Annotated in this window: 21 protein-coding genes and 2 tRNA genes; 16 read left to right on the top strand and 7 right to left on the bottom strand. The window is 60.4% G+C overall.

Features of this window, described 5'->3' with window-relative positions:
- Nucleotides 1–186 precede the first annotated feature (186 nt).
- Nucleotides 187–525 (top strand): ribosome hibernation-promoting factor, HPF/YfiA family, encoded by a 339-nt coding sequence (gene hpf, locus ACY8FN_RS10755; protein ID WP_042021257.1) that lies wholly within the window; start codon nt 187–189, stop codon nt 523–525.
- A gap of 110 nt (nt 526–635) precedes the next feature.
- On the opposite strand, the gene ACY8FN_RS10750 is transcribed toward hpf, so the two are convergent.
- Entirely contained in the window at nt 636–1,145 is a 510-nt protein-coding gene (locus tag ACY8FN_RS10750) for a VC2046/SO_2500 family protein (protein WP_463100004.1), read from the bottom strand.
- Between the two features lie 124 nt (nt 1,146–1,269).
- On the opposite strand from ACY8FN_RS10750, the gene ACY8FN_RS10745 reads away from it, so the two are divergent.
- Both ACY8FN_RS10745 and ACY8FN_RS10740 read left to right on the top strand, forming a co-directional pair.
- A tRNA-Tyr gene (locus tag ACY8FN_RS10745) sits at nt 1,270–1,354 on the top strand.
- A 34-nt stretch (nt 1,355–1,388) separates the two neighbouring features.
- Nucleotides 1,389–1,473: transfer RNA gene (locus tag ACY8FN_RS10740), tRNA-Tyr, on the top strand.
- A gap of 175 nt (nt 1,474–1,648) precedes the next feature.
- On the opposite strand, the gene tamB is transcribed toward ACY8FN_RS10740, so the two are convergent.
- Both tamB and tamA read right to left on the bottom strand, forming a co-directional pair.
- On the bottom strand, nt 1,649–5,437 hold the full coding sequence (gene tamB, locus ACY8FN_RS10735) for an autotransporter assembly complex protein TamB (RefSeq protein ID WP_463100003.1): 3,789 nt from the start codon (nt 5,435–5,437) through the stop codon (nt 1,649–1,651).
- Between the two features lie 61 nt (nt 5,438–5,498).
- Nucleotides 5,499–7,274: an autotransporter assembly complex protein TamA gene (gene tamA, locus ACY8FN_RS10730; protein ID WP_463100002.1), complete on the bottom strand. Its 1,776-nt coding sequence runs from the start codon at nt 7,272–7,274 to the stop codon at nt 5,499–5,501.
- A 559-nt stretch (nt 7,275–7,833) separates the two neighbouring features.
- On the opposite strand from tamA, the gene ACY8FN_RS10725 reads away from it, so the two are divergent.
- From ACY8FN_RS10725 to mltB, 10 genes are all read left to right on the top strand, one after another.
- Entirely contained in the window at nt 7,834–8,208 is a 375-nt protein-coding gene (locus ACY8FN_RS10725) for a hypothetical protein (protein ID WP_463100001.1), read from the top strand.
- 145 nt (nt 8,209–8,353) lie between these two features.
- Complete coding sequence (locus ACY8FN_RS10720; RefSeq protein WP_033136755.1) at nt 8,354–8,632, top strand: peptidylprolyl isomerase; 279 nt, start codon at nt 8,354–8,356, stop codon at nt 8,630–8,632.
- Between the two features lie 173 nt (nt 8,633–8,805).
- Nucleotides 8,806–9,480 (top strand): DUF1499 domain-containing protein, encoded by a 675-nt coding sequence (locus tag ACY8FN_RS10715; RefSeq protein ID WP_463100000.1) that lies wholly within the window; start codon nt 8,806–8,808, stop codon nt 9,478–9,480.
- 25 nt (nt 9,481–9,505) lie between these two features.
- Complete coding sequence (locus ACY8FN_RS10710; protein WP_463099999.1) at nt 9,506–10,087, top strand: carboxymuconolactone decarboxylase family protein; 582 nt, start codon at nt 9,506–9,508, stop codon at nt 10,085–10,087.
- Nucleotides 10,087–12,240: an FAD-dependent oxidoreductase gene (locus ACY8FN_RS10705; RefSeq protein ID WP_463099998.1), complete on the top strand. Its 2,154-nt coding sequence runs from the start codon at nt 10,087–10,089 to the stop codon at nt 12,238–12,240. The genes ACY8FN_RS10710 and ACY8FN_RS10705 overlap by 1 nt, the downstream gene beginning before the upstream one ends.
- 17 nt (nt 12,241–12,257) lie before the next feature.
- The gene (locus tag ACY8FN_RS10700; protein WP_463099997.1) at nt 12,258–13,490 is read left to right on the top strand and encodes an ABC transporter substrate-binding protein; all 1,233 of its coding nucleotides are present in this window, start codon (nt 12,258–12,260) and stop codon (nt 13,488–13,490) included.
- 71 nt (nt 13,491–13,561) lie between these two features.
- Nucleotides 13,562–15,190: an ABC transporter permease gene (locus tag ACY8FN_RS10695; RefSeq protein WP_463099996.1), complete on the top strand. Its 1,629-nt coding sequence runs from the start codon at nt 13,562–13,564 to the stop codon at nt 15,188–15,190.
- Nucleotides 15,191–15,219: 29 nt separating this feature from the next.
- Nucleotides 15,220–15,870, top strand: a complete 651-nt coding sequence (locus tag ACY8FN_RS10690; RefSeq protein ID WP_463099995.1) for an ATP-binding cassette domain-containing protein — start codon at nt 15,220–15,222, stop codon at nt 15,868–15,870.
- 14 nt (nt 15,871–15,884) lie between these two features.
- Entirely contained in the window at nt 15,885–16,499 is a 615-nt protein-coding gene (locus ACY8FN_RS10685) for a CDP-alcohol phosphatidyltransferase family protein (protein WP_463099994.1), read from the top strand.
- Between the two features lie 132 nt (nt 16,500–16,631).
- Nucleotides 16,632–17,714 carry a lytic murein transglycosylase B gene (gene mltB / locus ACY8FN_RS10680; protein WP_463099993.1) on the top strand — a complete coding sequence of 361 codons (1,083 nt, stop codon included), beginning with the start codon at nt 16,632–16,634 and terminating at the stop codon, nt 17,712–17,714.
- A gap of 163 nt (nt 17,715–17,877) precedes the next feature.
- Here the strand turns inward: mltB and ACY8FN_RS10675 are convergent, their stop codons facing one another.
- Nucleotides 17,878–19,149, bottom strand: a complete 1,272-nt coding sequence (locus tag ACY8FN_RS10675) for a TIGR03503 family protein (RefSeq protein ID WP_463101156.1) — start codon at nt 19,147–19,149, stop codon at nt 17,878–17,880.
- Complete coding sequence (dnaQ, locus tag ACY8FN_RS10670) at nt 19,146–19,880, bottom strand: DNA polymerase III subunit epsilon (protein WP_068976915.1); 735 nt, start codon at nt 19,878–19,880, stop codon at nt 19,146–19,148. Before dnaQ ends, ACY8FN_RS10675 begins: the two co-directional genes overlap by 4 nt.
- Nucleotides 19,881–19,955: 75 nt before the next feature.
- On the opposite strand from dnaQ, the gene rnhA reads away from it, so the two are divergent.
- Complete coding sequence (gene rnhA / locus ACY8FN_RS10665; RefSeq protein WP_042021226.1) at nt 19,956–20,420, top strand: ribonuclease HI; 465 nt, start codon at nt 19,956–19,958, stop codon at nt 20,418–20,420.
- Here rnhA and ACY8FN_RS10660 read toward each other — a convergent pair.
- Entirely contained in the window at nt 20,408–21,130 is a 723-nt protein-coding gene (locus tag ACY8FN_RS10660; RefSeq protein WP_042021223.1) for a methyltransferase domain-containing protein, read from the bottom strand. The genes rnhA and ACY8FN_RS10660 overlap by 13 nt on opposite strands.
- 72 nt (nt 21,131–21,202) lie before the next feature.
- Here ACY8FN_RS10660 and gloB point away from each other — a divergent pair, with 72 nt between their 5' ends.
- On the top strand, nt 21,203–21,967 hold the full coding sequence (gene gloB / locus ACY8FN_RS10655) for a hydroxyacylglutathione hydrolase (protein WP_463099992.1): 765 nt from the start codon (nt 21,203–21,205) through the stop codon (nt 21,965–21,967).
- Nucleotides 21,968–22,037: 70 nt separating this feature from the next.
- The gene (locus tag ACY8FN_RS10650) at nt 22,038–23,600 is read left to right on the top strand and encodes a lytic transglycosylase (protein WP_463099991.1); all 1,563 of its coding nucleotides are present in this window, start codon (nt 22,038–22,040) and stop codon (nt 23,598–23,600) included.
- A 159-nt stretch (nt 23,601–23,759) separates the two neighbouring features.
- On the opposite strand, the gene astE is transcribed toward ACY8FN_RS10650, so the two are convergent.
- Complete coding sequence (gene astE / locus ACY8FN_RS10645; protein ID WP_463099990.1) at nt 23,760–24,785, bottom strand: succinylglutamate desuccinylase; 1,026 nt, start codon at nt 24,783–24,785, stop codon at nt 23,760–23,762.
- Nucleotides 24,786–25,010: the final 225 nt, after the last annotated feature.

The following is a 25,010-nucleotide window of genomic DNA, read 5'->3' as shown; positions in this document are numbered from 1 at the left end:
TCCCGTCATACTGCCTGCCAGTTTCATGCAGCTCAAGCTGTTTTTGGCACGAAACCGAGAAAGATCACAATTTATAGGTTACTGAATAGCAAAGGCAAAACTTCGTGACGCAGATCACATTTTCATCTTTACCAATGAGTAATCTGAAGGTGAAGACACAAGCAAGACGACCCGAAGGGGGCCAATATGAAAATCGAAATCACCAGCAAAATCATCGACATTACCCCGGCTATCCGCGAGCGCATTGAATCACGTTTTGAAAAGCTCGAACGTCTTCAGGTACCTCTCATCACTCCCCATGTGATTGTTTCCAAAGAGCGCCTGATGTTCACTGTCGAAGCCAGTGCTGGCATCCCCAACGGCAAACTGTTTGCCCAGGCAGAGCATGAGGATCTCTACGCCGCCATCAATGAACTGGGACAAAAACTGGAGCGCCAACTCAACCGTCATACCGCCAAACCGATTGCCCGTCGTGCCAACGCCGGACTGAAGGATCAGCCGCAAACGGATGAAGCTGACGCGTAACAAGGTGGCACTCAAGAACAAAGGACAGCGTGCAAAAAGGCGGGATATCCCGCCTTTTTTGTTGCCTGTGATTGACCGAATAGGTGGCAGCCACGTCAGTGCGCCCACCATCAACCGAGCCAGTGCAGACGGGTATCTACCCCCTGTTGCAAGCACTCAAGGATCGGTAGCATGACCAGCGGATCCTCTTGGCGCGGCACCACCGCCAGAGCGCCTTGCAGCCGCTCCCGCGCCAGCGGTGACAGGTTGTCATAGACAGCCTCATCAAATAACGGCGGCTTCGTAATCAGGGCTGGTCTTTGCAGTGCTAGCCAGAGCCGCACATCCATCATGCTCCCCCCCTGCTGTAGCCGCTCATTGATGGCGCAGCAATCGCTCTCCTGATCATCAGCAACCAGCACAGCACTCGGCCTCAGCTCAAAGTGTGCGCGCCAGTCACGGTCATCGGTACTGGCTGTCGGCTTGGTATCGAACCAGGGCTGCTCCTCTACCGCGTCGGTAAGCAGGGCCAGATGCAGCCGAAAATCCGCCCGGTCGCCATGTTGCAGGTCACGGTTAAGCCGTTGCCCCAACTGCCCCTCATCGACGAGTAAGTGATCACGAATTGAACTGGGCAGCATGAGATAACTCTCAAAAATGGCGATTTCATTGGTTATCGGCCACAAATCCAATTCTTTTAATAGAAAAATTTTGCTTGGGGGTTCCCAAAAGCGGAAGATCTGTTAGTATGCGCCTCGCACTTGTGGAGGGGTTCCCGAGTGGCCAAAGGGATCAGACTGTAAATCTGACGGCTCTGCCTTCGAAGGTTCGAATCCTTCTCCCTCCACCATTTCAAGTGCGACAATATGAACGTAATACCCCGTGGAGGGGTTCCCGAGCGGCCAAAGGGATCAGACTGTAAATCTGACGGCTCTGCCTTCGAAGGTTCGAATCCTTCTCCCTCCACCATCATTTAGAAAACCCGGCCTCGCGCCGGGTTTTCGCATTTCTGGCGCCCTCAATCCGCTATCCCTCTGCATTGCCAACCTCTATCGCCGTTTACCAGTTGCCGAGCGCGCAATAAATAACGGGAGGCCTGCGCCTCCCGTGTACTCTCATGTCTGCCTTGTTACTGGATTCAGCGTTACAGGGTAAACCGATAGAAGATATCGACCGCCTGAGCCACCCCGCTCATCGCCTGCAGATAGAGCCGTGGCAATACCTCATAGCGCAGCTTGAATTCGGCGATAGGGCTGAAGACCCCGACCCCGTACTGGAACTGCAAGCCCGGCAGCAGATAGGCCGACAAGGTCACCTGGGTGTCGTCGCCACTGCCCGCGGTATCGAGGGAGACATCGCTCATCCCCAGCGACTCGCCAATGCTCGACACCACGCCGTTGGCCTGACTCACAGCACCGGCCACCAGCAAGCCGTTGAAACCGCCATCCTCACCGCCGGTCTGCAACCCTTTGCCGCGCAGCAAATAGGAGAGCTGCTCCGACTGCGCCATCTGCGGCTCTGAGTAGACAGTGATCTCCGGCTTGCTGGCAGGGCCGGTCACCCGCACCCCGACAGTTACCTGACCCTCGATGGTGGCCGGGTCACGGTTGGCTTCGATGTTGAGGAACGGCCGATCCAGCGGACCGGAGAAGAGTATCCGCCCCTCCTTGATGATCAGGTTCTGGCCATAAGCCTTGAAGCGACCGTTGGTCAGCACCAGCTGGCCATTGCCTGCCAGTGGCTTTTCAGGATCCTGCCGAAGATTGATCCCGCCGGAGACATCGGTCTTCAGACCCATGGCATCGATCTTCACATCACTGCCCAACCGGATCGCCACCTTCATCGCCAACGGCAGGCTGGCCTGCTGGGGCGCGGGAGGCAGATCGTCATAGACCACGGTCACATCGTCAGAGACCGCCACCGCCGAATCCGGCAGGCTCTTGACCAGAATGCGCGCCCAGGGAATATCCACCTGACCGGTAATGCGGGTCTCCTCCCCCAGCGACACGGCAATATCGGGAGAGACTCTGACCCGACCCATGCCCGGATATTGCGCCTCCAGATCCTTGCCCTGAATGGTAAGGCTGCCACTGACCGGCATCTTGGCCCAGCTGAGCCAGCCGCCCAACGCCAGCGGCCCCTTGCCCACCAGCATGGAGCCATCGAGCTCGGCGCGGTTGCCCTCGATCTTGAGGCGGGTCACCAGCTTGGTCAGGGTCACCATGTCGGAGTGGGTCTGCACTTCACCGTCACGCAGGTTGAGCTGGCCAAACAGCAGGGGCGCCGTCAGTGTGCCGTCGAAACGGGCATCGGCGGAGATGATCCCTTGCAAGGAGCGCACCTCAGGAATGAGCGGCGCAAAGGTATTGAGCTTGAGATCGTCAAACTTGAGCTGACCGCCGAGCAGACCGCGCCCAGCAGGCTCCTTGATCAGCAGATCGGTATCGATATTGCCGATCTGTTTAGAAGCAAAATCGAGGCGGATTGCCGCCTGCTGCCGCTCGAAATCCAGGGCCAGAGCCAGCTGCTGATAGTCGGTCTTGAGGCCATCGGCGACAAAGGTGCCCGGCGTGGTGCGCACTACCGCATGCAGGGTGGGCTGATTGCCACGCCAGCTGGCACGGCCATCGGCCGAGAGCATCGCCTGCCAGCGGAAGTTGTCCGGCAACCAGGGGCGCAGCCGCTTGAGATCAAACTCGCTCAGGGCAAACTCCAGAGTACCTTGCGCGGCGGAGACCTGACTCCCCTTGACGCAGAGGCTGGCCCTCTGGGAGCCGAGGCAGAGATCCCCCATCGCCAGCCGCTGACGCGGCAGATCGAGATCCAGCGCCCAGGGGGAGCTCAAGTCCCAACGCCGCAGCGGGGTTTTCAGCTGCAACTCGGAGAGCGCCCCGCGCCAGTGATCCCCGCGCACGCCGCCACCCAGCTTGAGGTTGGCTGCAACAGGGTCACCCTTCATGGTCAGGGTCAACAGATGCTGACTGATATCGCCGCTGAGGTTCAGGGCCAGCTGGCTGAGCTTGGTCTCCCCCTGTTTCAGCTGCGCCACCAACAGTGAGAGTTCACCGGCCGGTTTGGCACCGATCGCCGCATTGCCCTTGAGGCTGATCCCCTTCAGGTCGGTGCCGGCATAGTAGAGCCGCTCGGAGGTCAGATCCGCATCAACTTTAGGGGTCTGCTGATTGCCGCTCACCTTCACCTGCCCCTTGATATCCCCCTTCAGGCCGGGATAGATGCCCCCCAGCTGGGGAGCCTGCAGGTTGGCATCAAGCTGCCACCGGGCACTGCTGATGCTGCCCTTGGCCTGCAGCTGGTTGGGGCCGCTTTGCAGCGAGAGCGCCGGGATCTGCCACTCCATCTTGTCGTTGCCGCTGAGCTCCCCCTTGAGGGCCAGCGGGTACTGATTGAGTTTGCCATCCACCTTGAGCTTGGGCAGTTTCAGCTCCCAGTGGCCCGCCTCGTTCATCACGAAACGGCTCTCCAGCTCACCGGCCAGCGTCCCTTTCAACTCGGGCACCAGCTCGGCCGGATTGATCCCCTTGAACAGGGTGGTCCCCTGCCACTCGATCCCCTTGTTCCAGGCCAGCTTGCCATCGAGCTTCAGCTCCCCCTTGAGGGCGTTGAGCTGCAAGGCGATCTTGCTGAGCCGCTCCAGATCACCCTTCCCGTCCAGCGCAAGCTTGAAGGGGGGCACATCGGTCCCCTTGCCGGAGGTATTGAGAGCAAACTGGTAGCCGGAGAGCTTGCCCTTGGCAGTCAGGCTCCCCTTGTCCAACCGATAGCTCGGCTCTTCCTTGGCAGGCTGATGAAATGGCCAGCCTAGGCTCTTCCAGTCGAGGGCCAGATCAAAAGGGAGATCCGGATCGAGGGCGGCCAGCGAGCCCTTAAGATTGGCGGCAACCGGCCCCTTGGCCGACAGTGCCAACCCCAGCTTGCCGACCGAACCGCTCAGCGCCAGCGTGGCCTGCTGCCCTTGCAGCTCGCCATCCAGCAGCCCCTTGCGGGCCTTGGCATCCAACGTCACCGCCAGCGGGTAGTCATCACTGAGCTGGATGTGGCCCTTGAGCGCCAGATCGGCCATGGCGTGGCGCAGCGAGAGCTCGCGCACCTCGATGCGATCGTCGGCGGCGGTGGCCGAGAGCAGCAGCTTGTCGAGCCCTTCAATCAGCTCGCCCTGCTGGTATTGCACCCGGGTCGCGCTGACCCCTTCCAGCTGGATAGGGAAAGGAAGGTGAATGGCGGGCAGGACAATGGGGGCGGCCTTTGCAGTTTTTGCAGCTGGCGCCCCTTTGCCCTGCTTGGCGGTCTCGGCGCTGGCCTTGTCGGTACGGGCTGCTTGCTTCTCGTTAGCGGCTGGCTGCTTGGCGGATTTGGCTGCATTGGCGGGGGCCGCGTCGTCCAGCGTCACCTTGAGGTTATCGAGCACCGGACCGCGCACAATCAGCCCCTTGCGGTTGAGGGTGGCGCCGATATCGAGCGACCCCAGGGTCACGGCCACACCGGGCACGGCCAGATCGAGATCCGCTACCTTGAGGCTGTCGACCTGAATTTTGAGCGGCAACGGACGCCAGACAAAGGGTTCAGAGGGCGCTTCCGGTGCCGGTTCAGAGTCCGCCACCTTTACCACCGGATGGGTCACTGCCAGGGATTTTATCCAGAGCTTGCCTTGCAGCAACTTGCCCAGATCCCAGTCGAGCACGGCGCGATCCACCGTCACATCCACCAGCTCATCCTGCCAACCGACCCCTTCCAGGGTCCAGCCGTAACCAAGCTGACCGGCCACCAGCTCCCCCTTGAGGGAGGGCAGCGCCCCCTTGGCCTGTTGCCACAACCACTTGTTGCCCTGATGGGTAAAGCCCAGCAGACTGACGCCGATCAGCAGCAGGAACACCAACCCCATCAGCCAGAGAAAAATGCGTTTTAGCCAGATCACAATGCAGACCCCCGCGCAAGATACAGCCGCAGCGGCCAAAGAAAAAAGCGTTTAGACAACATCATAATTCAGGCCCCAATGCGAAATGCAGCCGCAAGGGCTTGTCATCCTCCGATACCCCGACCGCCAGATCCAGCCTGACCTGACCGATGGGGGTCACCCAGCGCACACCGACCCCGGTACCAATTTTCCAAGGCTCGCTGTAGTCGATGGTCGAGGTCCCTCCATCCACAAACATGGCTCCCAACCACTTCTCGCTGAAACGATAGTTATATTCCAGACTGGCCACGCTGGTGTAGCGGCCACCGGTCAGCTTGCCATCCGGCCCGGTGGGGGAGATGGTCTCGTAATCAAAGCCGCGCACCGTCTGATCGCCACCGGTAAAGAAGCGCAACGACGGCGGCACCAGCGAGAAGCTGTCACCTATGATGGCCCCCTGCTCGGCCCGCATCAGGAATCTGTGATTATCGCCGAGGGTACGCAGCCACTTGCTGCGCCCCCACACCCGCATAAAGCTGATGTCGGAGCCCCAACGTGGGTCGGAGAACTCCAGCGTCACCTGCTGGCGATCCCCCCACTCGGGCACCAACCCACCGCGCACCCGCAGCCGGGACCAGGAGATCCCCGGGATCAACAGCAAGCTGTTTCCCTCGTCGGCGCCCTGGGTATAGATCTCGTTCTCCAGTCGGATGAACACATCCCGATCCCAGCTCTCCGGTCGCCGCGTCCAGCGGTGCACACCGACGGTGGTGAGATCGGAGCGGGTATCGTTGTTGTCTTTGTACTGATAACCGGCCTGTACCGAGTAATAGTCCCGCAGCGGATTACCCACCGGGATCTGGTAATCGAAACTGAGCTCAGACTCCGGGGCCGATACCTTGGCAGTGGCAAACAGACGGTGGCCATAACGGTTGACCCAGGGCTTTTCCCAGGTAGCGCTCATCCGCGGCCCCACGTCGGTGGCGTAGCCCACACCCGCTTCAATCTCGTGATCAACCCGGTTGTCCAGCGTCACTGCGATGGGCACCCGGTAGTTGCTCGCGTCACTGAGCACAGGTTTGATATCGACCTGACGGAATAGCTTGGTGGAAGAGACATCCTGCGACATCTCGGCCAAGCGGATGGCGAGATAGGGATCACTGCTCTGAATATTGATGAGTGGCCGGATCAGGTGCAGCGCTTCCGGGGTGGCGTCATAGCGGATCTCACCGAAACGGTAGCGATGGCCCGACTCGAACAGAATGAAGATCTCCGCCGTGCCCTTGTCCGGAAACACCTTGACCTGACTCTTGCTTAACTTGGCATCGAAGTAACCGCGGGCCAGCCCGAGGCTACCCAGATCAGCCTTGATCGATTCATATTTGGCGTGATTGAGAGGGTCGCCCTCTTTCAGGGGCAGCTTGTCCAGCAGTTCGCTATAACGCTCATCACTACCGGCATCCCCTTCGAGCAACACATCCAGTCGGGAGACGATAACCGGCTCCCCTTTATCCACCTCGATCACCACTTTGGACGGGGTCTGCTTGTCGCGACTCAGGGTAATTTTTGGCTGGTAGTAACCATAAACCTGCAGCGCTTTTTGCACGCTCTCGGTGATTTTGGCGCGGGCGGGACGGTACTGACGCTCCTGATAAACCGGCAGCGCATTGAGGTAGGCTTCGACGTTATCCTTGTTGTCCCCTCGTAATCCCTTGATCTGATAGGTGAGCTTGGCGGCCAACACCGGCGCAGCCACCAGCGACAACAATAAACCAAACCCCAGCACCCGCAGACCACGGCGTAATGCAGGGCCGAACAGTGAACGCCCTGCCAGCAGGGATGAGAAGCATCCTGTCAAAGGTCAATATTCCTGAATCTGTGGTGAAGGAAACAGCCCTTTCGAGCTCCACCCGAAAGCGGCACAACAGGCTATGCAACATAGCCGTGGCCCAACAATCTGTGCCAATAATCCGCGCCAACAATGCACGCCAACAATGCACGCCAACAACATGGCGGACCTTATCCTAACATAGGCATCGGCCAGCAACAGCGCGCCACCATTGGCAAATTCACCATATCTTTTAGGCGGTTGGCTACAAATCACACATTTTGGTAACCATGGTGCTGCCCAGCCCTCTGCCACAGGCCACCCTGACTGCCTTAAGGGGAGTCGTCCGCAGTGCCTGCCCTCCACGCGCCTTGCGGCCCAAGAGTTCGCCGCAACCGCTCGCTCCACGACAAGGCTTGACGGCATCGATGCCGTGGTGATCTCGAACGTATCCCACTGGCCGGCCCACTGCCGCTTGACGATTCAAAATATGGATTAAGAATTGCTCGTTCAGCGCAATCGAATTATCCCGCTGCCTTTGCAAGCGCCCCTCCCTCACACTTGAACCATCAACTGAAGGAGACACATCATGCATGCACGTAGCGAACAGATGGCTGACTATATTGCCGATCGTCTCGAGTTCATCACCTTTATCGCCTGTTGCAGCGCCCTGCTGGCCCTGCTGACCGGCATGAGTGGCCAACAGGCGCTGGCCTTTACCGCCCTGAACCTGCCATTTGGCCTCGGCATTCTGCTGGCGATGGCGATGCTGGCCCCCCTGCCCGTCCACTGGCGGCTGCCGGGGATCACCTTGCTGCTGGCAGGTTGCGCCCTGATGACCCTGCAACTGGGAGGTGAGTGGCTCAATCCGCTGGCCATCTGGAGCCTCTACGCCCTGCTCGGACTGGAGATCATCTGGCAAGCTCGCCCCCGCGCTGTGCTGGCCACCCGCGCTCGCCAATAATCCCGCGGACAAACACAGGTAAACAGCGGGCTGTGATGGCTGACGCCGGTGGCAAATTGGGGTACTCTTGCGCCCCGATTTGCCACCACGATTTGCCGCCATCTTGGCGTGAACAATCGCCGCCATCACTCCGAGGAGCGCCCCGATGAAAAAAGCCTGTGCCCAGCACATTCTGGTCAAGACCGAAAAACAGTGTCTGGAGATCAAGGAGAAGATCGAGAAGGGAGCCGACTTCGGCCAGATGGCCAAGCGCTTCTCCACCTGCGCCTCTTCAAAACGCAGCGGCGATCTGGGGGAGTTCAACAAAGGGGATATGGTCAAACCCTTTGACGATGCCGTCTTCAAGGGTGAGCTGCTCAAGGTACTGGGGCCGGTGCGTACCAAGTTCGGCTTTCACCTGATCAAAGTTCTCTATCGCAATTAAAGCGAGCCACAATTCTCTCGGTGAAGCTCCCAGCTGGCGGGCTTCACCGCCCTCTGCACCCCCTCGCAAAGCTGGCTGAAATCACACCAAGCTCGCATCAATTTACTAACGTTATCAGGCCATTAAGTTTATCCTTCTCGGCATTGCCCACTCTCGACGATGGATCCCGTGCTATGCCCCGCTCTTGCTTGTGGCCCCTGCTGGCCTGGTTACTCCCGCTCGCTGGCGCCCTCGGCAGCCGCTTTCATCTCTGGCCCTGGTGGATCGGTTTTGCCATCTGCCTGACGGGGGCCATTCTCTCCCTCATCTTGCTGGTGCGCCTGCCCTGGAGCCGCAACCGCTACGCCAGCAGCATTGGCGCCTTGCCACTGCTGCTGCCGCTGACCTTTGTGGTGCAGGCGCTGCGCATGCCGCTGCTCAACGATGTGAGCACCGATCCCTACAATCCCCCCCAGCTGCGTTGGGCCGCAGAGCTTAGAACAACGCAGGATCTGCCAATAAATAGCGCCCCGCTGAAAGCATTTGAGGCAAAACCCGGTCCTCTCTTTACCAAGGCCTCCCCTGTCGAAGTGGTGATTGAAGCCAACGAACTGATGCAAGAGCTGGGCTGGCAGGTGAAACCAAGCCCCGATGGCCTGGATGCGGTGGTCACCACCGGCTGGTTCGGCTTTCAGGATGATGTGGCGCTGCGAGTCTTTGCTGGCCCCAAAGAGACCCGCATCGATATGCGATCAGCCTCCCGTCAGGGGCAGAGCGATCTGGGCACCAACCGGGCGCGGATCGAGGATTTCCTGACCCGCCTGAACGAGCGCCTCGGCCAAGCCTACAAACCCAATTTGAAACCGTAAGTGTGAAACAACAAGAAGGTAACTGATGCGCGTTGAGGTCAAACCCGACCGGGAATATGCCTGGTTTATCCGCCCCTTTTTCTGGCTGCAAAAGCGCAACTATGGTCAGGTGCTTATTCCGGGCAAGTGCTGGGGCCGCTCGCCGCGCCTGTTTGCCGCCGTCGCTACCCTCTACGGGGTGATCAACCGCAAACGATCTCCCATCGACCCCGTGCTGCGATCTCTGGTGACGGTGCGGGTCTCACAGCTCAACTGGTGCCGCTTCTGTGTCGACATCAACGCCATGACCCTGATCAAGCGGGCGGGTTCCAACGAGAAGGTGGAGGCGCTGGCCAACTGGCGCGAAAGCCCCTTGTTCGACGAGCGGGAGAAAGCTGTGCTCGACTACACCGAAGCGATGACCGGGCTGGATGGGGTGAGCGATGAACAGGCGGCCCGCCTCAAGCCCTGGTTCGACGACGACGCCATGGTGGAGCTGACCGGCCTTATCGCCTTCCAGAATATGTCGGCCAAGTTCAACGCCGCCCTCGATATCGCGCCGCAGGGCTTCTGCCAGCTGCCGGTGCAACCGGAGCGCACCGCCCAGCCAGACAGCAAGGACGCCTGATGAACCGGACCCGCCTGCTGCTTGCGCTGGTGATGGGGGGCCTCATCGGCACCTTTTTTGCCCTCGATCTTGGCCGTTACCTCAGTCTGGGCGCCTTGCAGGCCCAGCAGGCGGCAGTGGCGCAATGGGTCGACAGCCACTTTGTCACGGCCAGCCTGCTGTTCGTGCTTATCTATGTGCTGAGCACCGCCCTCTCCCTGCCCGGCGCCAGCCTGCTCACCCTGGGTGGCAGCGCGGTGTTCGGCGTCGCCTGGGGATTGCTGCTGGTCTCCTTTGCCAGCACCATTGGCGCGACGTTGGCCTTTCTCAGCGCCCGTTTTCTGCTGCGCGACTGGGTCACGGCCCGCTTTGGCGACAAGCTGGCCACCTTTCAATCCGGCATGGCGAAGGAGGGGGCCTTCTATCTGCTGAGCCTGCGCCTCATCCCCGTTTTTCCCTTCTTTCTGGTCAACCTGCTGATGGGGCTCACCCCCATCAGAGTCAGCACCTACTACTGGGTGAGCCAGCTTGGCATGCTGCCCGGCACCTTCGTCTATGTGCTGGCGGGCAGCGAGCTTGGCCAATTAACCAGCACCGGCAATATCCTCTCCCCCGGCCTGATGGTGGCGCTGACCCTGCTGGGGTTGATGCCTTGGCTCATCAAGAAATTGACCACCCACCTCGCGCTGCGCCGCCAGCTCGCCCCTTACCGCAAACCCGCTCGTTATGACTACAACCTGCTGGTGATCGGTGCCGGTGCTGGTGGGCTGGTCACCAGCTATATCGCCGCGGCGGTGAAGGCCAAGGTGGCGCTCATCGAGAAACACAAGATGGGGGGCGATTGCCTCAACAGCGGCTGCGTCCCCTCCAAGGCACTGATCCGCAGTGCCCGCTTTGCCGCCGAGCAGCGCAAGGCCGACGAGCTGGGCTTTAGCCCAAGCCACTCCTGCGCCGATTTTGCTGCCGTGATGGCGCGGGTGGCTGAGGTTATCAAGGAGGTCGAGCCCCACGATTCTGTGGAACGCTACGAAGGGCTTGGGGTGGAGTGCATCGAAGGGGAAGCGCGGCTAGTCTCCCCCTGGGAGGTGGAGGTAAACGGCCAGCGCCTTGCCAGCCGCCATATTGTCATCGCCACCGGCGCCAAGCCGCTGGTGCCCAAGCTACCGGGGCTGGAGCAGGTGCCTTACCTCACCTCGGATAGCCTCTGGCAGTTGCGCACCCCGCCGCGCCGCCTGCTGGTGCTAGGCGGTGGCCCCATCGGCTGCGAGCTGGCCCAGAGCTTCGCCCTGCTCGGCATTCCCGTTACCTTGGTAGAGCTCTCGGAGCAACTGCTGCCCCGCGAAGATCGGGAGGTGGCCGAGGCGCTGGCCGAACAGATGAGCCGCGATGGCGTGCGGCTACTCACCGGCTGGCGCGCCGAGCGAGCCGACTATCTGCCTGCGGCCGAGGGGGAGCTACCGATCCGGCTGCAACTGCGCCGGGGCGATGAGACGCTGGAGGTGGAAGGAGATCAGCTGCTGCTGGCGCTGGGTCGGGTCGCCAACGTCAGCGGCTTCGGGCTCGAAGAGCTGGGGGTCGAGCTGGCCCCCCGCGGCACCATCGCAGTTGATGGCTTCCTTGCCACCAACTTCCCCAGCATATTGGCGGTGGGAGACGTAGCGGGCCCTTACCAGTTCACTCACTTCGCCGCCCATCAGGCCTGGTATGCGGCGGTTAATGCCCTGTTTGGCCAGTTCAAGCGCTTTCGGGCCGACTATCGGGTCATTCCGGCGGCCACCTACACCACGCCGGAGATTGCCCGGGTCGGCCTCAATCGCAAGGAGGCAGAGCTGCTGGGGACTCCCTTCGAGGCGACCCGTTTCGAGCTGGCCGAGCTGGATCGCGCCATTGCCGATGGCGAGCGCCACGGTTTTGTCGAAGTGCTGACCGTGCCGGGCAAAGATACTATCCTTGGCGCCACCATAGTGGGCACTCACGCCGGTGAGCGGATTGCCGAGTTCGTGCTCGCCATGCGCCACCGCCTCGGCCTTGGCAAGATCCTCGGCACCATTCACGCCTATCCCACCCTGATGGAGGGGAACAAATACGTGGCGGGTGAATGGAAACGGGCCCACCAGCCCACCCGGGTGCTGGCCCTGCTGGCCCGTTATCACCGCTGGCGCCGTGGCGCCTGACAACCAGAGAAACGTTTATGCTCAAGCCATTCTCACAGCTCAGTTCACACCTCAGCTCACACCTCAACCCTCGCCTCAAATCTCGGCTCAAGCAGCGGCTGAACGCCCTGCTGTGCGCCCTGTCACTGCTGGCCAGCGGCCCGCTGTTAGCCAATCCAGATGACAACTGGCAACAGACCCTTGAGGAGGCGAAAGGAGAGACCGTCTACTTCAACGCCTGGGGCGGCAGCCCGGAGATCAACGCCTATCTGGTGTGGGCCGGGCAGGAGCTGGCGCGTGACTATCAGGTCAAACTGGTACAGGTGAAGGTGGATGACATCGCCCAGAGCGTCAGCCAACTGCTGACCAACAAACAGGCGGGCAAGCAAGCTGGCGGCCCCATCGATCTGCTCTGGGTCAACGGCGAGAACTTCAAGGCGCTCAAGGAGCAGGGGCTGCTTGGCGCTCCCTTTACTCAAGAGCTGCCCAACATGGCGCTGGTAGATAGCAGCCTGCCGGTGAGTGAGGACTTCACCCTGCCGGTGGAGGGGCTGGAAGCCCCCTGGGGCATCGGTCAGCTCAATCTGATGGTCGATACCGAAGAGGTCACCAGCCCGCCCACCTCGGCAGCCGCCCTGCTTGCGTGGGCCAAGGCCCATCCCGGCCGCTTCAGCTACCCCAAACCGCCCCAGTTTCACGGCTCCAGCTTTCTCAAGCAGATCCTGCTGGAGTTGACGCCCGACCCAGCCCCCCTCTATCGGGAGGCGACCGAGAGCGACTTTGCCAACGTGACAGCCCCGCTCTGGGGCTGGCTCGATGAGTTGCACCCGGCGCTCTGGCGCAAGGGCAGGCTGTTCCCCACCAGCGCCGCCGAAACCCGCCAGCTGCTCGATGATGGCGAGCTGGCTATGGCCATCAGCTTCAACCCGCAGGAGGCGCAAAGTGCCGCCCAGATTGGCGCCCTGCCCCCCAGCGTGGAAGCGGTTGCCATGGCGAAAGGCGCGCTCACCAACAGCCACTTTCTCGCCATCCCCTTTAACGCCAACGCCCGTGCGGGGGCCAAGGTGGTGGCCAACTTCCTGCTAAGCCCAGCGGCACAGGCACGAAAAGCCAATCCGGCGTTTTGGGGTGACCCCAGCGTGCTGCGGGCAGATGCGCTGCCTGATTCCGCCAAAGGGCAACCGGCATTGCGCTTCAAGGCAGTAGCCGAGCCTCACCCCAGCTGGCAGCTCAAACTGGAAGCGGCCTGGGCCGAGCGTTACGGCCACTGATGAGTGCTGCTGGTCACCCGCTTTCCCGCTTCCGGCCATGGCGCCGGTTAACACGCCACCGCGGGATGGGGATGGGAGTCGTTTATCTGGCGCTCTTCGTCATCCCCCTGCTGGCGGGGCTGTGGCAGTTGCTGGCGGAGGGGCTGACCGCCTCTCATCTTGCCTTGCTGCTGGCTCAACCCGGCCTGTGGCACTCCGCTGCGCTGAGCCTGTGGATTGGCGCCGCCTCGACCCTCGGCAGCCTGCTGTTGACCGCCCTGCTGCTGGCTCACAGTGGCAGCCGGGCTTTCGGGCTGCTCCGTCGCCTGCTCTCGCCCATGCTGGCCATGCCCCACGTCGCCTTTGCCATCGGCTTTGCCTTTCTGCTCGCCCCCTCCGGCTGGCTGCTGCGGCTCGTCTCGCCAGCGCTGACCGGACTTGAACTGCCTCCCGATTGGCAGACCATTCGGGACCCTCTAGGGCTCGGGCTGATTGCACTGCTTGTTTTCAAAGAGACCCCCTTTCTGCTGTTGATGGCGATGGCCGCGCAACAGCCCATCCAGCTGGCGCGCCAGCAGTGGCTGGGGGCGAGCCTTGGCTTCAGCGCCACCCAGATCTGGTGGCGCCTGCTGTTACCGGCGCTCTGGCCCGCCCTTCGCCTGCCCATCTATGCGGTGGCGGCATATGGTGTGGCAGTGGTGGATCTGGCCCAACTGCTCGGGCCGGATGCCCCCGCCCCGCTGGCGGTGCGGTTGTGGCTCTGGTATCAGGACCCGGATCTGCTCTGGCGCGGCGCCACTGCCAGCGGCGCCCTGCTGCTGCTCGCCATCACCACGCTGTTAATCGCCCTGCTCAGATTACTGGAGTGGCTTCATCAAGAGATGGGCAAAGGTTGCTGGCTCGATGGCAAACGGGCAGCGCCCCATCCTTTTGCCAACCGGCTCGCAGCGGGCTTTGCATTCACCCTGATCACTCTCAATCTGGCGGTGCTGGCGGCCCTGCTGCTCTGGTCGCTGGCGCGCCGCTGGCCCTTTCCCGCACTCTGGCCCAGTCAATGGAGCGGTCACTACTGGCTGGATCTGCTGCCAACCCTGCTGCCGTTGCTGGCAACCAGCGCGCTGTTGGCACTGGCGAGCGGCTTGCTGGCGCTGATGATGGCGGTGTGCAGTCTGGAGGCGCAAGCGGGGCGCCGCCCCTGGCCGCTCTGGCTTATCTGCCTGCCGCTGTTGCTGCCGCAGGCGAGCCTGCTGTTTGGCATCCGGCTCGGGTTGGACTGGCTTGCACATGACTCGATCAGCAGCGGCATTGGCTGGGGCTGGGTGCTCTGGAGCCAGCTGCTGTTTGTCTTTCCCTATGTCTATTTGTGCCTGCACGGCCCCTATCGCCAGTTCGATCCGCGGATCACCCAGAGCGCCCTGCTGCTGGGAGCCACGCCATGGCGAGCCTGGTGGCAGGTCAAAGCGCCGCTGCTGGCGCGACCGCTGCTGTTTGCCTTCAGCGTCGGGGCGGCGGTGAGTTTGGCCCAGTATCTGCCGACCCTGCTCTTTGGCGCAGGCAGAGTGGTCACCATCACCACCGAAGCGGTGGCCATCGGCAGCGGCCTCAACCGGCGGCTGGCTGGGCTCTACGGCCTGCTGCAACTGCTGCTGCCGCTCGTTATCTATCTGCTGGCGCTCTGGCTGCCAGGGCGGATCAATCCGGCGCTCAAGGGGGGCCGCTGACGATGAACTCTCATGATGGAAATAGCCATATGCTGAGCACCACGCCTCTTCGACTTTACCTTGATGAAAATCTGCTGCTCTCGCTGCCTGCCCTGCAGGTGGCCCCCGGCGAAGTGTTGACCCTGATGGGGCCAAGCGGCTGTGGTAAAAGCTCCCTGCTGGCTGGGCTGGCCGGTGTACTGCCCGGCGCGCTGACGGGGAGCGGCCCGATCCGGCTGGAGGGGGAAATAAAGCTCGGCGAGCAGCTAATCAACGCCTTGCCCGCTCAGGCGCGGCGCATCGGCATGCTGTTTCAGGATGATCTCTTGTTTGACCATCTGACGGTGACGGAGAACCTGATGTTCGGCATGCCTGCGACCATCAAGGGAAAACGCGCGCGGCGGGAAAAGGCGCTGATCGCATTGGCACAGGTTGCGCTGGCGGATCAGGCTGACAAGCTGCCACAGTTGCTGTCAGGGGGTCAGCGGGCGCGAGTCAGTCTGCTGCGGGCGCTGCTTGCCGAACCCGATGCCCTGCTGCTGGACGAGCCCTTCTCCCGCCTCGACAAGCCGCTGCGGGCCGCCTTTCGCCAGCTGGTGTTCGCGCAGATCAAAGCACTGGCGATTCCCGCCATTCTGGTGACCCACGACGCAGACGACGCGCCGGGCACCATACTCCACCTCACCGAATCCTGTTTTTGACCGAGGAGTTCACCTTGTTTGATCGCCACCTGATCCCCGTGATCCGCAGCCCTCTCACCCAACTTGCCAAACCGCTCTGCCGCGCCGGGGTCAGTGCCAATCAGGTGAGCCTCACCGGCTTTGCCATCGGCATGCTGGCGCTGCCGCTGCTGGCCTTTGGCTGCTATCAATGGGCGCTGGCGGCCATCTTGCTCAACCGCTTGCTGGACGGGCTAGACGGCGCCGTGGCACGAGAGACCGGCATCACCGACTGCGGCGGCTTTCTCGACATCACGCTGGATTTCATCTTCTACGCCGCCGTGGTGCTAGGCTTTGCCCTCGCCGCCCCCGCCAATGCGCTGCCCGCCGCCACCCTGCTGTTTGCCTTTATGGGCACAGGGTCGAGCTTTCTGGCATTTGCCATCATGGCGGGCAAGCGGGGGATCGACAATCCGGTCTATCACCACAAGTCCCTCTACTATCTGGGCGGCCTCACCGAGGGGAGTGAAACCATCGCCCTCTTTGTGCTGATGTGCCTGTGGCCTGCCGTCTTCGCCCCGCTCGCCTACGGCTTTGCCCTGCTCTGCCTGTTCACTACGCTGACCCGGCTCTGGAGCGGTTATCACACCCTGCGTCACCCCCAGCACTGAACAGCGCAGCCCTCACCGGAGGGCTAATCCATCGCACGATGAATTGGCGGCCAACAAGGCGCACGGAACACTTGCACGGGGATGGCAATGTTTTACCATGACGGCACTTTTTTCAGTCTCTTTGAGAACCCTATGCGTCGCCTTGCCTCTCTTCTCACTCTGTCGTTATTCCCCCTGCTCGGTGGCTGCAGCAGCGCCCCCGCGCCAAAGCCCGTGGTCGTCCCCCAGCCCAAGAGCGCCTTTATCAATCAGGCGCCATCGAGAAAACCCGTTTATACACAAGGGGTTAGCAAGGGGGACTTCGCCAATCGCCCCAACGTGGACAGGTTCGTCCAGAAAATGGTCGAGAAGCACGGTTTTGACAACGCCCAGCTGCATCAGGTGCTGGCACAGGCAGAGCGTTACGACTGGATCATCCGCCTGATGGATGCCCAGGCGCCGACCACCGCCAAGCCCACCGGCCCGACCGGTGCCTGGAACCGCTATCGCGCCAAGTTCATCACTCCCGACAACGTACAGAACGGCGTCAACTTCTGGCGTGAATACGCAAGCGAGCTGAACCGGGCGGAGCAGATCTACGGGGTGCCGCCGGAGATCATCGTCGGCATTATCGGGGTCGAGACCCGCTGGGGCCGGGTGATGGGCAAGACCCGCATTCTGGATGCGCTGGCCACCCTGGCGTTTGATTATCCGCGTCGCGCCGAGTTCTTCACCAGCGAGCTGGAAGCCTTCCTGGTGATGACCCGCGACGAGGGGATGGACCCCACCGAACCCAAGGGCTCCTATGCAGGCGCCATGGGCTATGGCCAGTTTATGCCCTCCAGCTTCCAGCGCTATGCGGTGGACTTTGATGGCAACGGCCATACCAACCTGTGGGATCCGGTGGATGCCATCGGCAGCGTCGCCAACTACTTCAAGGCCCACGGCTGGGAGAAAGGCCAACCGGTCGCGGTGCGCGGTCAGGGCCAACTGCCCGGCTATGAGCACGGCTTCCAGACCCGCTACCCGGTGGCCACCCTGCGCCGCGCAGGGCTCACCCCCACCAGCACCCTCGGCAACCACAGCGAGTCGAGCCTGCTGCGCCTCGATGTCGGCACCGGCTACCAATACTGGTACGGTCTACCCAACTTCTACACCATCACCCGCTATAACCACAGCACCCACTACGCGATGGCGGTATGGCAGCTGGGGCTGGCGGTCAAAGCGGCACGCTAGCAACACAATGAGGCGCCATGGCGCCTCATATCAACAAACGGGAGGCAGGATCTGCTGGCTATAAACCAGTCGATCCTGCCTCCCGTGTTTTATTGTGGTTCACCATTTATGGTTCACCGTTTGTGGGTCAGGATGGTTGCGCACCGATGCGGCAACTCATCCATCACTGCTCTGGCAAGTTGAGATCCAGCTTGGCGGCAGGTTGCGCCGATTGCTGATTTTCAGCCTGCGCGGCAGCCAGGGCACGCTTGAGGGCCCGCCGTTTTTGCACCACTACGAATCCAATCCCACCCAGTATGACGGCCAATAACACCCCGCCACCGGCCAACACCCAGACTAACCAGCTTATACCTTGCTTTTTTGGTACTTCATCAGTTGCTGCAGCACTGGAGGCAACTGGCGCCACCACCACAGGCTCAGGAGGTGGTGGCGGCGGAAAGATGTTGAAGGTTTTGGCCGGTAAGGTGATTTTCAGCTCACGGCCCTGCAGGGTGGTGCCATACAGGGTGGCATTCACCACATGTTGCCCGACCGCGGTGATCATGGAGAGATCAATGTCCAATTTGGGATCAATGGCCATCTCGCTAAAAGCGTAATCCCCCCCCGCATTACTGGTCACCCGGCCTTTAACCACCACAGAGGCAGGATCCAGTTCATCACGATCAATCAGCAGTGAAAGTTTGGCTGCCAACTCTTCTGAAGGCGGCGCCAGGCTATAGGTAAACGGAGAGGGATAGAGCAGGATGTCCTGATAACGGGCCCGCACGAACACCTGATTACCGGTGCTGAACATGGCGCGGTACTTGCCGCCGGGAATATCCTGCAGGCTCACTTCCGCGGTCATGATGCCGTCGCCCGGCACTTCGTCGAGCCCCTTGCCATCATCGCGATAGTGGCCAAGTACCTCATCCAGCACCACTCTTTGCTGGCTGGCATCGCTGAAGGATTGCAGCTTGACGGTCATCCCCAGATCAGAGAGGTAATATTTATCCTTTGGCGGCTGACCATTAATCAACAGCCATGACTTGAGCTTGATCAGCTCACCCTGATAGAGCTGCATCGGTAGCGCCGCAATATCGAGCCGGATATCGGAGAGGATGCGCACCCGGTTATCGGGATCGACCTCGCCAATGGCCTGCCAGGGGCCCGGCATAGGATTGCGCAGGGTAATAAGGTCATGTTCAGGGAGTGCCAGCCAGCCGACCTCATCGGGTTTGACCTTGCCCACATAGAGCTTGCTACCATCGGGCCGCACCAGGATCACCGAGGGAGTTTGTGGCTTGCGCTTGACGATAAAGGTGATCTCCTTTACCCCGTAATCAATACGAAAACGGTTATCCAGCAACGGAATATCGGAGGGTGCAAACACCTCAGTCTCGGTCGCTGTTGCGCCCAACGAGGCTAACAGCAGCAGGCAGCCCCACCACTTGCTCACTCGCGCCACAGGCAACTACCTCCTTTTTTCTGCACCAAATCGAGTCGGGCCTCGTGCAGTGCCAGATCCTCGGCAGTGGCGCGCACAATGTTGAGCGCGGGACGGTTGCTCTCCAGCCGCCGAATACTGGTGTCCTGATTGTTTTCATTTTCGCTGTTTTCGCTCGCCAGATTCAGCTTGGTCTGGCCACCGGTCATCAGCAGATAGACATCCGCCAGGATCTCCGCATCGAGCAAAGCCCCGTGCAAGGTCCGGTGAGAGTTGTCTATGCCGTAGCGATCACAGAGCACATCCAAGTTGTTACGCTTGCCGGGAAAGATATCCCGGGCCATCGCCAGGGTATCTGTGATGCTGCAGATATCTGCCGTCTTGAAGTCGAGTCCGAGCTTGCTGAACTCATAATCCATAAAGCTGACGTCAAACGGCGCGTTGTGAGCGATAAGCTCAGCGCCACGAATAAACTCGATGAAGTCATCAGCTATCTGTCTGAAGGGAGGCTTGTCCGCCAGATACGCATCCGTAATGCCGTGCACCTGGATGGCTTCCGGGTCAACCAGCCGATCCGGCTTGATATAGACGTGGTAGTGATTACCGGTCAGCTTGCGGTTGATAACCTCCACACAGCCGATTTCGATGATGCGGTGACCCATATAGATAGGGCCGCCACTGGTGTTCATACCCGTGGTTTCAGTATCCAGGATGATCTGGCGATTCAGTTGGGGTGTGTTCATGATCCAATCTATGTCAAACTTCGGTTTTACTCGCTAGTTTACCCCAAGCCTCATGCTAAAACAGATTGATTGCTCATGTTAAAACACATTGATGTCTATACCGATGGCTCCTGCCTCGGTAATCCCGGCCCGGGTGGTTACGGCGCCGTCATGGTCTACGGTACCCATCGTAAAGAAATTTCCGCCGGCTTTACCCTGACCACCAATAACCGGATGGAGCTGATGGCAGCCATCATGGGCCTGCGCACCCTCAACGAACCGTGCAAGGTACGTCTCACCACCGACAGCCAGTATGTGCGCCAGGGGATCACCCAGTGGATCATCGGCTGGAAGAAAAAAGGGTGGATCACCGCTAGCCGTCAGCCGGTCAAAAATGTCGATCTCTGGAAGGAGCTGGATGCGGAAGTGGCTCGCCATCAGATCGAATGGCTCTGGGTGAAAGGCCACTCGGGTCACCCCGAAAACGAGCGCTGTGACGAACTGGCCCGTGACGCCGCCTGCGGCAAGGATCTGGCCGAGGATACCGGCTACCAGCCCTGACGTGCCATTCCCGGTGTGGCAAGCGACTTTGGCAACTGCCAGCGCCGCCGCACCGGGAGCAATGGAAAGCGCCGTTTACGGGCCGCGATCACATATACCGAAGCAAACGCCCTGCAATAATCCCGCCCGACACTCTCTCTCCACCAGCTGTGCCAGCTCTGCTTGCCCATGAGCGAGTAACCAAAACGATCATCAAACATCACCTCACAGCCCAATAGATGGAGCCAGTCCGTGACCCGTCCCGGGGTGAACATCCGTGCCGACCAGGGCAGTTTTCGCCGCAAGAACGGCACACAATGACCGATCCCGACCAGACTCAAGGGGTTGTAGCCACTGATGATCAGCCAGCCGTCATCGGTCAGCACCCGTTCGGCTTCACGCAACACCTGATGGGGGTCAGCAGAGAAGTCGAGGCAGTGGGCCAGCAGGCAAGCATCGACGCTGCCGGTACGTACCGGCAGATCCAGCGGATCGCCATACATATCGAGCAAGCGCCCGCTGGGCGCCACCCCTATTTGATGGCGAATGGATGAGCGTTTACAGGAGAGTTCGGCACTCAGGGCGCCAATTTTCAGCAGATGATAACCAAACAGATTGGGACACCAGTTGTCGAGCCGATCCTGGATTTCTGCGGCTACCCAATCTCCCATAGGGAGGGCAGACCAGCTGGTCGGTATCTCGATTTGTTGTTCGGTATGTGCCACCTGCATAATAGAGCTCAACTCGGGGTTTCGAACGCCATCCTGTTATATAAGATACCCTCCCTAAAGAGAAGCAAACTCATGTATACCGTCATCACAGTTCCTGCCTTTAATGACAACTATATCTGGTTGATCCGCCACGAAAATCACTGCCTGGTGGTCGATCCTGGCGAGGCCGCGCCGGTGCTGGAGCGGCTCGCCGTGCTGGGGTTGCAACTCGATGCCATTTTGCTGACCCATCATCATCATGATCATGTGGGCGGCGTCACCGAACTGCTCGCCCACTTCCCCCATGCCAGACTCTATGGCCCCAAACTCGACCCCATGCCGGATCACCACGGCCAGTGGCTGGACGACGGCGATCAGATCACCTGGCACGGCCTCGCCCTCGAGGTGCTCCATGTGCCCGGCCACACCCGTGGTCACATCGCCTATTACGGCAATGGCATGCTGTTTTGTGGTGACACCCTCTTCTCGGCCGGGTGTGGGCGCCTTTTTGAAGGGACTGCAGAGCAGATGTGCCACTCACTGCAACGACTCGCCGCCCTGCCCGATGAGACCCTCATTTATTGTGCCCACGAATACACCCTCTCCAACCTGCGGTTTGCCTATGCGGTCGAACCGGGCAACCCGGCGATCCAGCGTCAGATCGGTCTGATCAGCAAACTGCGCCAGCAAGGGCTGCCAAGCCTGCCGACCCGACTGGCAGACGAGCGCACTTTCAACGTTTTTCTGCGCTGCGAGCAGGATTCGGTAAAATTTTCTGCTGAAAAACATGGGCTAAAATGCGTGGAAAATCCGGTAGATACCTTCACCATACTGCGCCAGTGGAAGGACGTTTTTTGAACAAACCTTGATCAGAGGGGCATTGCCCCTTATGATGCCCGCTGTTTTTCCTAAAAATGACCGGAGCGAGATGAAGGTACGAACGGCCTTATTGGCGGCGCTGTTGCTCAGCGGCTGCCAAAACCTGAACCATCAGGATGACCGGGCGCTAACGGCAATCGAGTCGATCAAGTCCCCACAAGTCAACAAAAAAGCGCACAAAAAGCACGCTTCCGGTTTTCTGTTTGGCGATGAACAGCTAGACGAAATGGAAGATACCGACAATCTGTGGGTACGTATCAGCAATGACATGCAGCTTGATACCCCAGAGAATGATCGCGTGCGTCAACAACGTGCATTGCTGTTGCGTAATGATATGCATCTGGCGACCATTGCCAGCCGGGCTGAACCCTACCTCTATTTGATGGTGGCGGAGATTGAACGGCGTGAGCTGCCAATGGAGCTTATTACTGTCCCGATGATCGAGAGCATGTTTGATCCCCATGCCCGATCCCGCAGCAATGCGGTGGGTCTGTGGCAGTTTGTGCCCGCCACGGGCAAGAACTTCGGTCTGCGCCATGACAACTGGTATGACGGTCGCCGCGATGTGATGGCCTCGACCAATGCGGCGCTCGACTATCTGGAGTACCTCAACCGCTTCTTTGATGGCGACTGGCTGCAAACCCTGGCCGCCTACAATGCCGGTGAAGGTCGGGTGCGCAACGCCATTCAACGTAACCAGCGCGCCGGTCGGCCGACCGATTACTGGTCGCTGGACCTGCCCCGCGAAACCCGGATGTATGTCCCCAAGATCCTGGCCATGGCGGACATGATCAGCAATGCCGATAAGTACAACGTCCAATTGCCGGTGCTCGCCAACCAGCCGCAGCTGCGGGTGGTAGATACCGGTAGCCGGATCGATCTGAACGTGGCGGCGCAACTGGCGGGCCTGCGCACCTCACAGCTCAAGGAGGTCAATCCGGCCTTGAGCCGTGGCGTGATGTCCCCCCGTGGCCCTTACCGTCTGCTGGTACCGGTAGAGTATGCCGATACCCTGGAGCTGGCGCTGGCCGATCTGCCCCAAAGTGAGCGCACTCGCCCCACCACAGGCTCTGGCTCCTATCTGGTCACCAGTGGCGACACCCTGTCACGGATCGCCCAGAATCACGGCGTCAGCGTCAGTGAACTGAAACTGGCCAACAATCTGCGCAGCAATAACCTGCGTCGTGGTCAGCGACTGGAGATCCCGGGCAACGGTCGGGTCAGCAGCAAAGCCACTCTTGCCAGCAAGCCTCAGCAGCTTGCCAACCGTGGCAGCAGCCAAAACAAGATCAACTATAAAGTCCGCTCAGGTGACAACCTGTGGAGCATCAGCCAGACCCATGGCGTCTCCCATAGCGAACTGGCCAAGTGGAACGGTCTGAATGCCAAATCGGCACTCAAGCCGGGCATGAAGTTGGTGGTCTATACCAAGCCAGGCAAGAAGAGCGGTAAGTCGATGGTGTATCAGGTACGCCGCGGTGACTCTGTCTCCTCCATCGCAGCCCGCTTCCAGGTTGCCATCAACGATGTGATGCGCTGGAACCAGCTGGATAAAGGGGAGTACCTCAAGCCCGGTCAGGAGCTGACCCTATTTGTGAAGAACAACAGCTAAGCGCAACCGCTTGAACCCGATACAAAACGGGGCCAGTCAGATGACTGGCCCCGTTTTTTTATCCCGCGACAAACTGCTGTGTCTGAGCCACCAACCCAAACGGTGGCTTGGCGCCGCCTGCGAACGCCTCACCGCGCTGCCGGCAAAGAACTCAAGCAGCTATTCCCAGAGCCTTGTTGGCACCACCAGCAGCACGGTGCGCTGGCCGACCGCCACGTTGGCATTGGGAAAGACGACGGCTTCTCGCGGCTGCTCGACCGTGTAGCGCAGCTCGCCATCCTCGGCCAACACGAACCCTTGGGGAAATTCGGTGAAGTTGTCCACATCGCTGGCAAACAGGAAGCGAAAGTCCGCCGATTTTTTAGTGATCACCCGATCGATGGCAAACAGGGTGAAATCCTCGGCCCGCCAAGGCTCCAGCTCCACTTCATCCTGACTCACCAGCTCTTGCAGCGCTTGCCGGGTTTCAATAAAGCGGGTCATGTCGTTCTCGCCAAATGGGCGTACCTTGCCCAGCTCCACCGTGAAGGCATGAGCACCATGCTGACGGGAACTGTAGTAGCTGAAGGTGGTGGTGGGGGCATTAGACAGCAATAGGGTGCGCACCCCGCAGGCGCCGAGGAACTGCACCTGCTCGCGGCAGTGGGGGCGTTCGTGGGGGAAGGGGTAGACGGCGAACTTCTCGTGGCGGGAGCCGCGAATGGCGGTGTGCAGATCGTAGTGATAGCGGGGCCGGGCCGGATCGGCAAAGAAGCGGCTCACATACTGCTCGAGGCGCATGGCGCGGATCCGCTCCCGATTGCAGAGCCCCTCCCCCTTGCTGTGAGCACCGGAGAAGAGCCGATTCATGTTCTCTTCTACCTCCCGCAGCCCCAGGTTCATCGCCGCCGGATTGCCAAACAGGAACAACAGCCGATGGCGGGCGCTCAGCTCGCCACAGAGCAGACGGCTCAGCAGCTGGTTGCAGATCTCGATGGGAGCGGTCTCGTTGCCGTGAATGCCGCAGGAGAGCACGATATCCTTGCGCCCGCCCGGCAATTCGCCTGCGCCTTTGGCAGGCTCCAGACAGAGCACCCCCGTATCCCAGACGCTGACCCGCGCGCCGTCGGGCAGGGCAAATTCAAAGGGCTCAAGCTGCCACTCATTGCTGCGGGTCAGGGCCAAAAAATCGTGCTGGGGAATCATCCGTCTCACCCTCTTGCTCTGGATCACTATGGCCGGATTATACGCAAGGCGTCGCGGCTTAAAATCGTTTTTTAAACAAATTCAAACATTAACGATACATCTGTGGTAACAATCGAACAACGGCAGCAATGAAAATAGCGATGTGAAATAAAGAGGAGAGGAAACAGGATCAACAAACAACAGGGGGAAAACGGGAAGAGATAAAACAGACTATTGCCAGCCCGA

The organism is Aeromonas sp. 160P (assembly GCF_055193095.1).
The sequence above is the reverse complement of the archived record's forward strand: the minus strand, read 5'-3'. Positions and strand labels throughout refer to the sequence as shown.

Bases quoted from the DNA above. Each gene is read 5' to 3' on its own strand.
- hpf (WP_042021257.1), top strand. From the start codon at position 187: ATGAAAATCGAAATCACCAGCAAAATCATCGACATTACCCCGGCTATC.
- ACY8FN_RS10750 (WP_463100004.1), bottom strand. From the start codon at position 1,145: ATGCTGCCCAGTTCAATTCGTGATCACTTACTCGTCGATGAGGGGCAG.
- ACY8FN_RS10725 (WP_463100001.1), top strand. From the start codon at position 7,834: ATGCATGCACGTAGCGAACAGATGGCTGACTATATTGCCGATCGTCTC.
- ACY8FN_RS10720 (WP_033136755.1), top strand. From the start codon at position 8,354: ATGAAAAAAGCCTGTGCCCAGCACATTCTGGTCAAGACCGAAAAACAG.
- ACY8FN_RS10715 (WP_463100000.1), top strand. From the start codon at position 8,806: ATGCCCCGCTCTTGCTTGTGGCCCCTGCTGGCCTGGTTACTCCCGCTC.
- ACY8FN_RS10710 (WP_463099999.1), top strand. From the start codon at position 9,506: ATGCGCGTTGAGGTCAAACCCGACCGGGAATATGCCTGGTTTATCCGC.
- ACY8FN_RS10705 (WP_463099998.1), top strand. From the start codon at position 10,087: ATGAACCGGACCCGCCTGCTGCTTGCGCTGGTGATGGGGGGCCTCATC.
- ACY8FN_RS10700 (WP_463099997.1), top strand. From the start codon at position 12,258: ATGCTCAAGCCATTCTCACAGCTCAGTTCACACCTCAGCTCACACCTC.
- ACY8FN_RS10695 (WP_463099996.1), top strand. From the start codon at position 13,562: ATGGGAGTCGTTTATCTGGCGCTCTTCGTCATCCCCCTGCTGGCGGGG.
- ACY8FN_RS10690 (WP_463099995.1), top strand. From the start codon at position 15,220: ATGCTGAGCACCACGCCTCTTCGACTTTACCTTGATGAAAATCTGCTG.
- mltB (WP_463099993.1), top strand. From the start codon at position 16,632: ATGCGTCGCCTTGCCTCTCTTCTCACTCTGTCGTTATTCCCCCTGCTC.
- dnaQ (WP_068976915.1), bottom strand. From the start codon at position 19,880: ATGAACACACCCCAACTGAATCGCCAGATCATCCTGGATACTGAAACC.
- rnhA (WP_042021226.1), top strand. From the start codon at position 19,956: ATGTTAAAACACATTGATGTCTATACCGATGGCTCCTGCCTCGGTAAT.
- ACY8FN_RS10660 (WP_042021223.1), bottom strand. From the start codon at position 21,130: ATGCAGGTGGCACATACCGAACAACAAATCGAGATACCGACCAGCTGG.
- gloB (WP_463099992.1), top strand. From the start codon at position 21,203: ATGTATACCGTCATCACAGTTCCTGCCTTTAATGACAACTATATCTGG.
- ACY8FN_RS10650 (WP_463099991.1), top strand. From the start codon at position 22,038: ATGAAGGTACGAACGGCCTTATTGGCGGCGCTGTTGCTCAGCGGCTGC.
- astE (WP_463099990.1), bottom strand. From the start codon at position 24,785: ATGATTCCCCAGCACGATTTTTTGGCCCTGACCCGCAGCAATGAGTGG.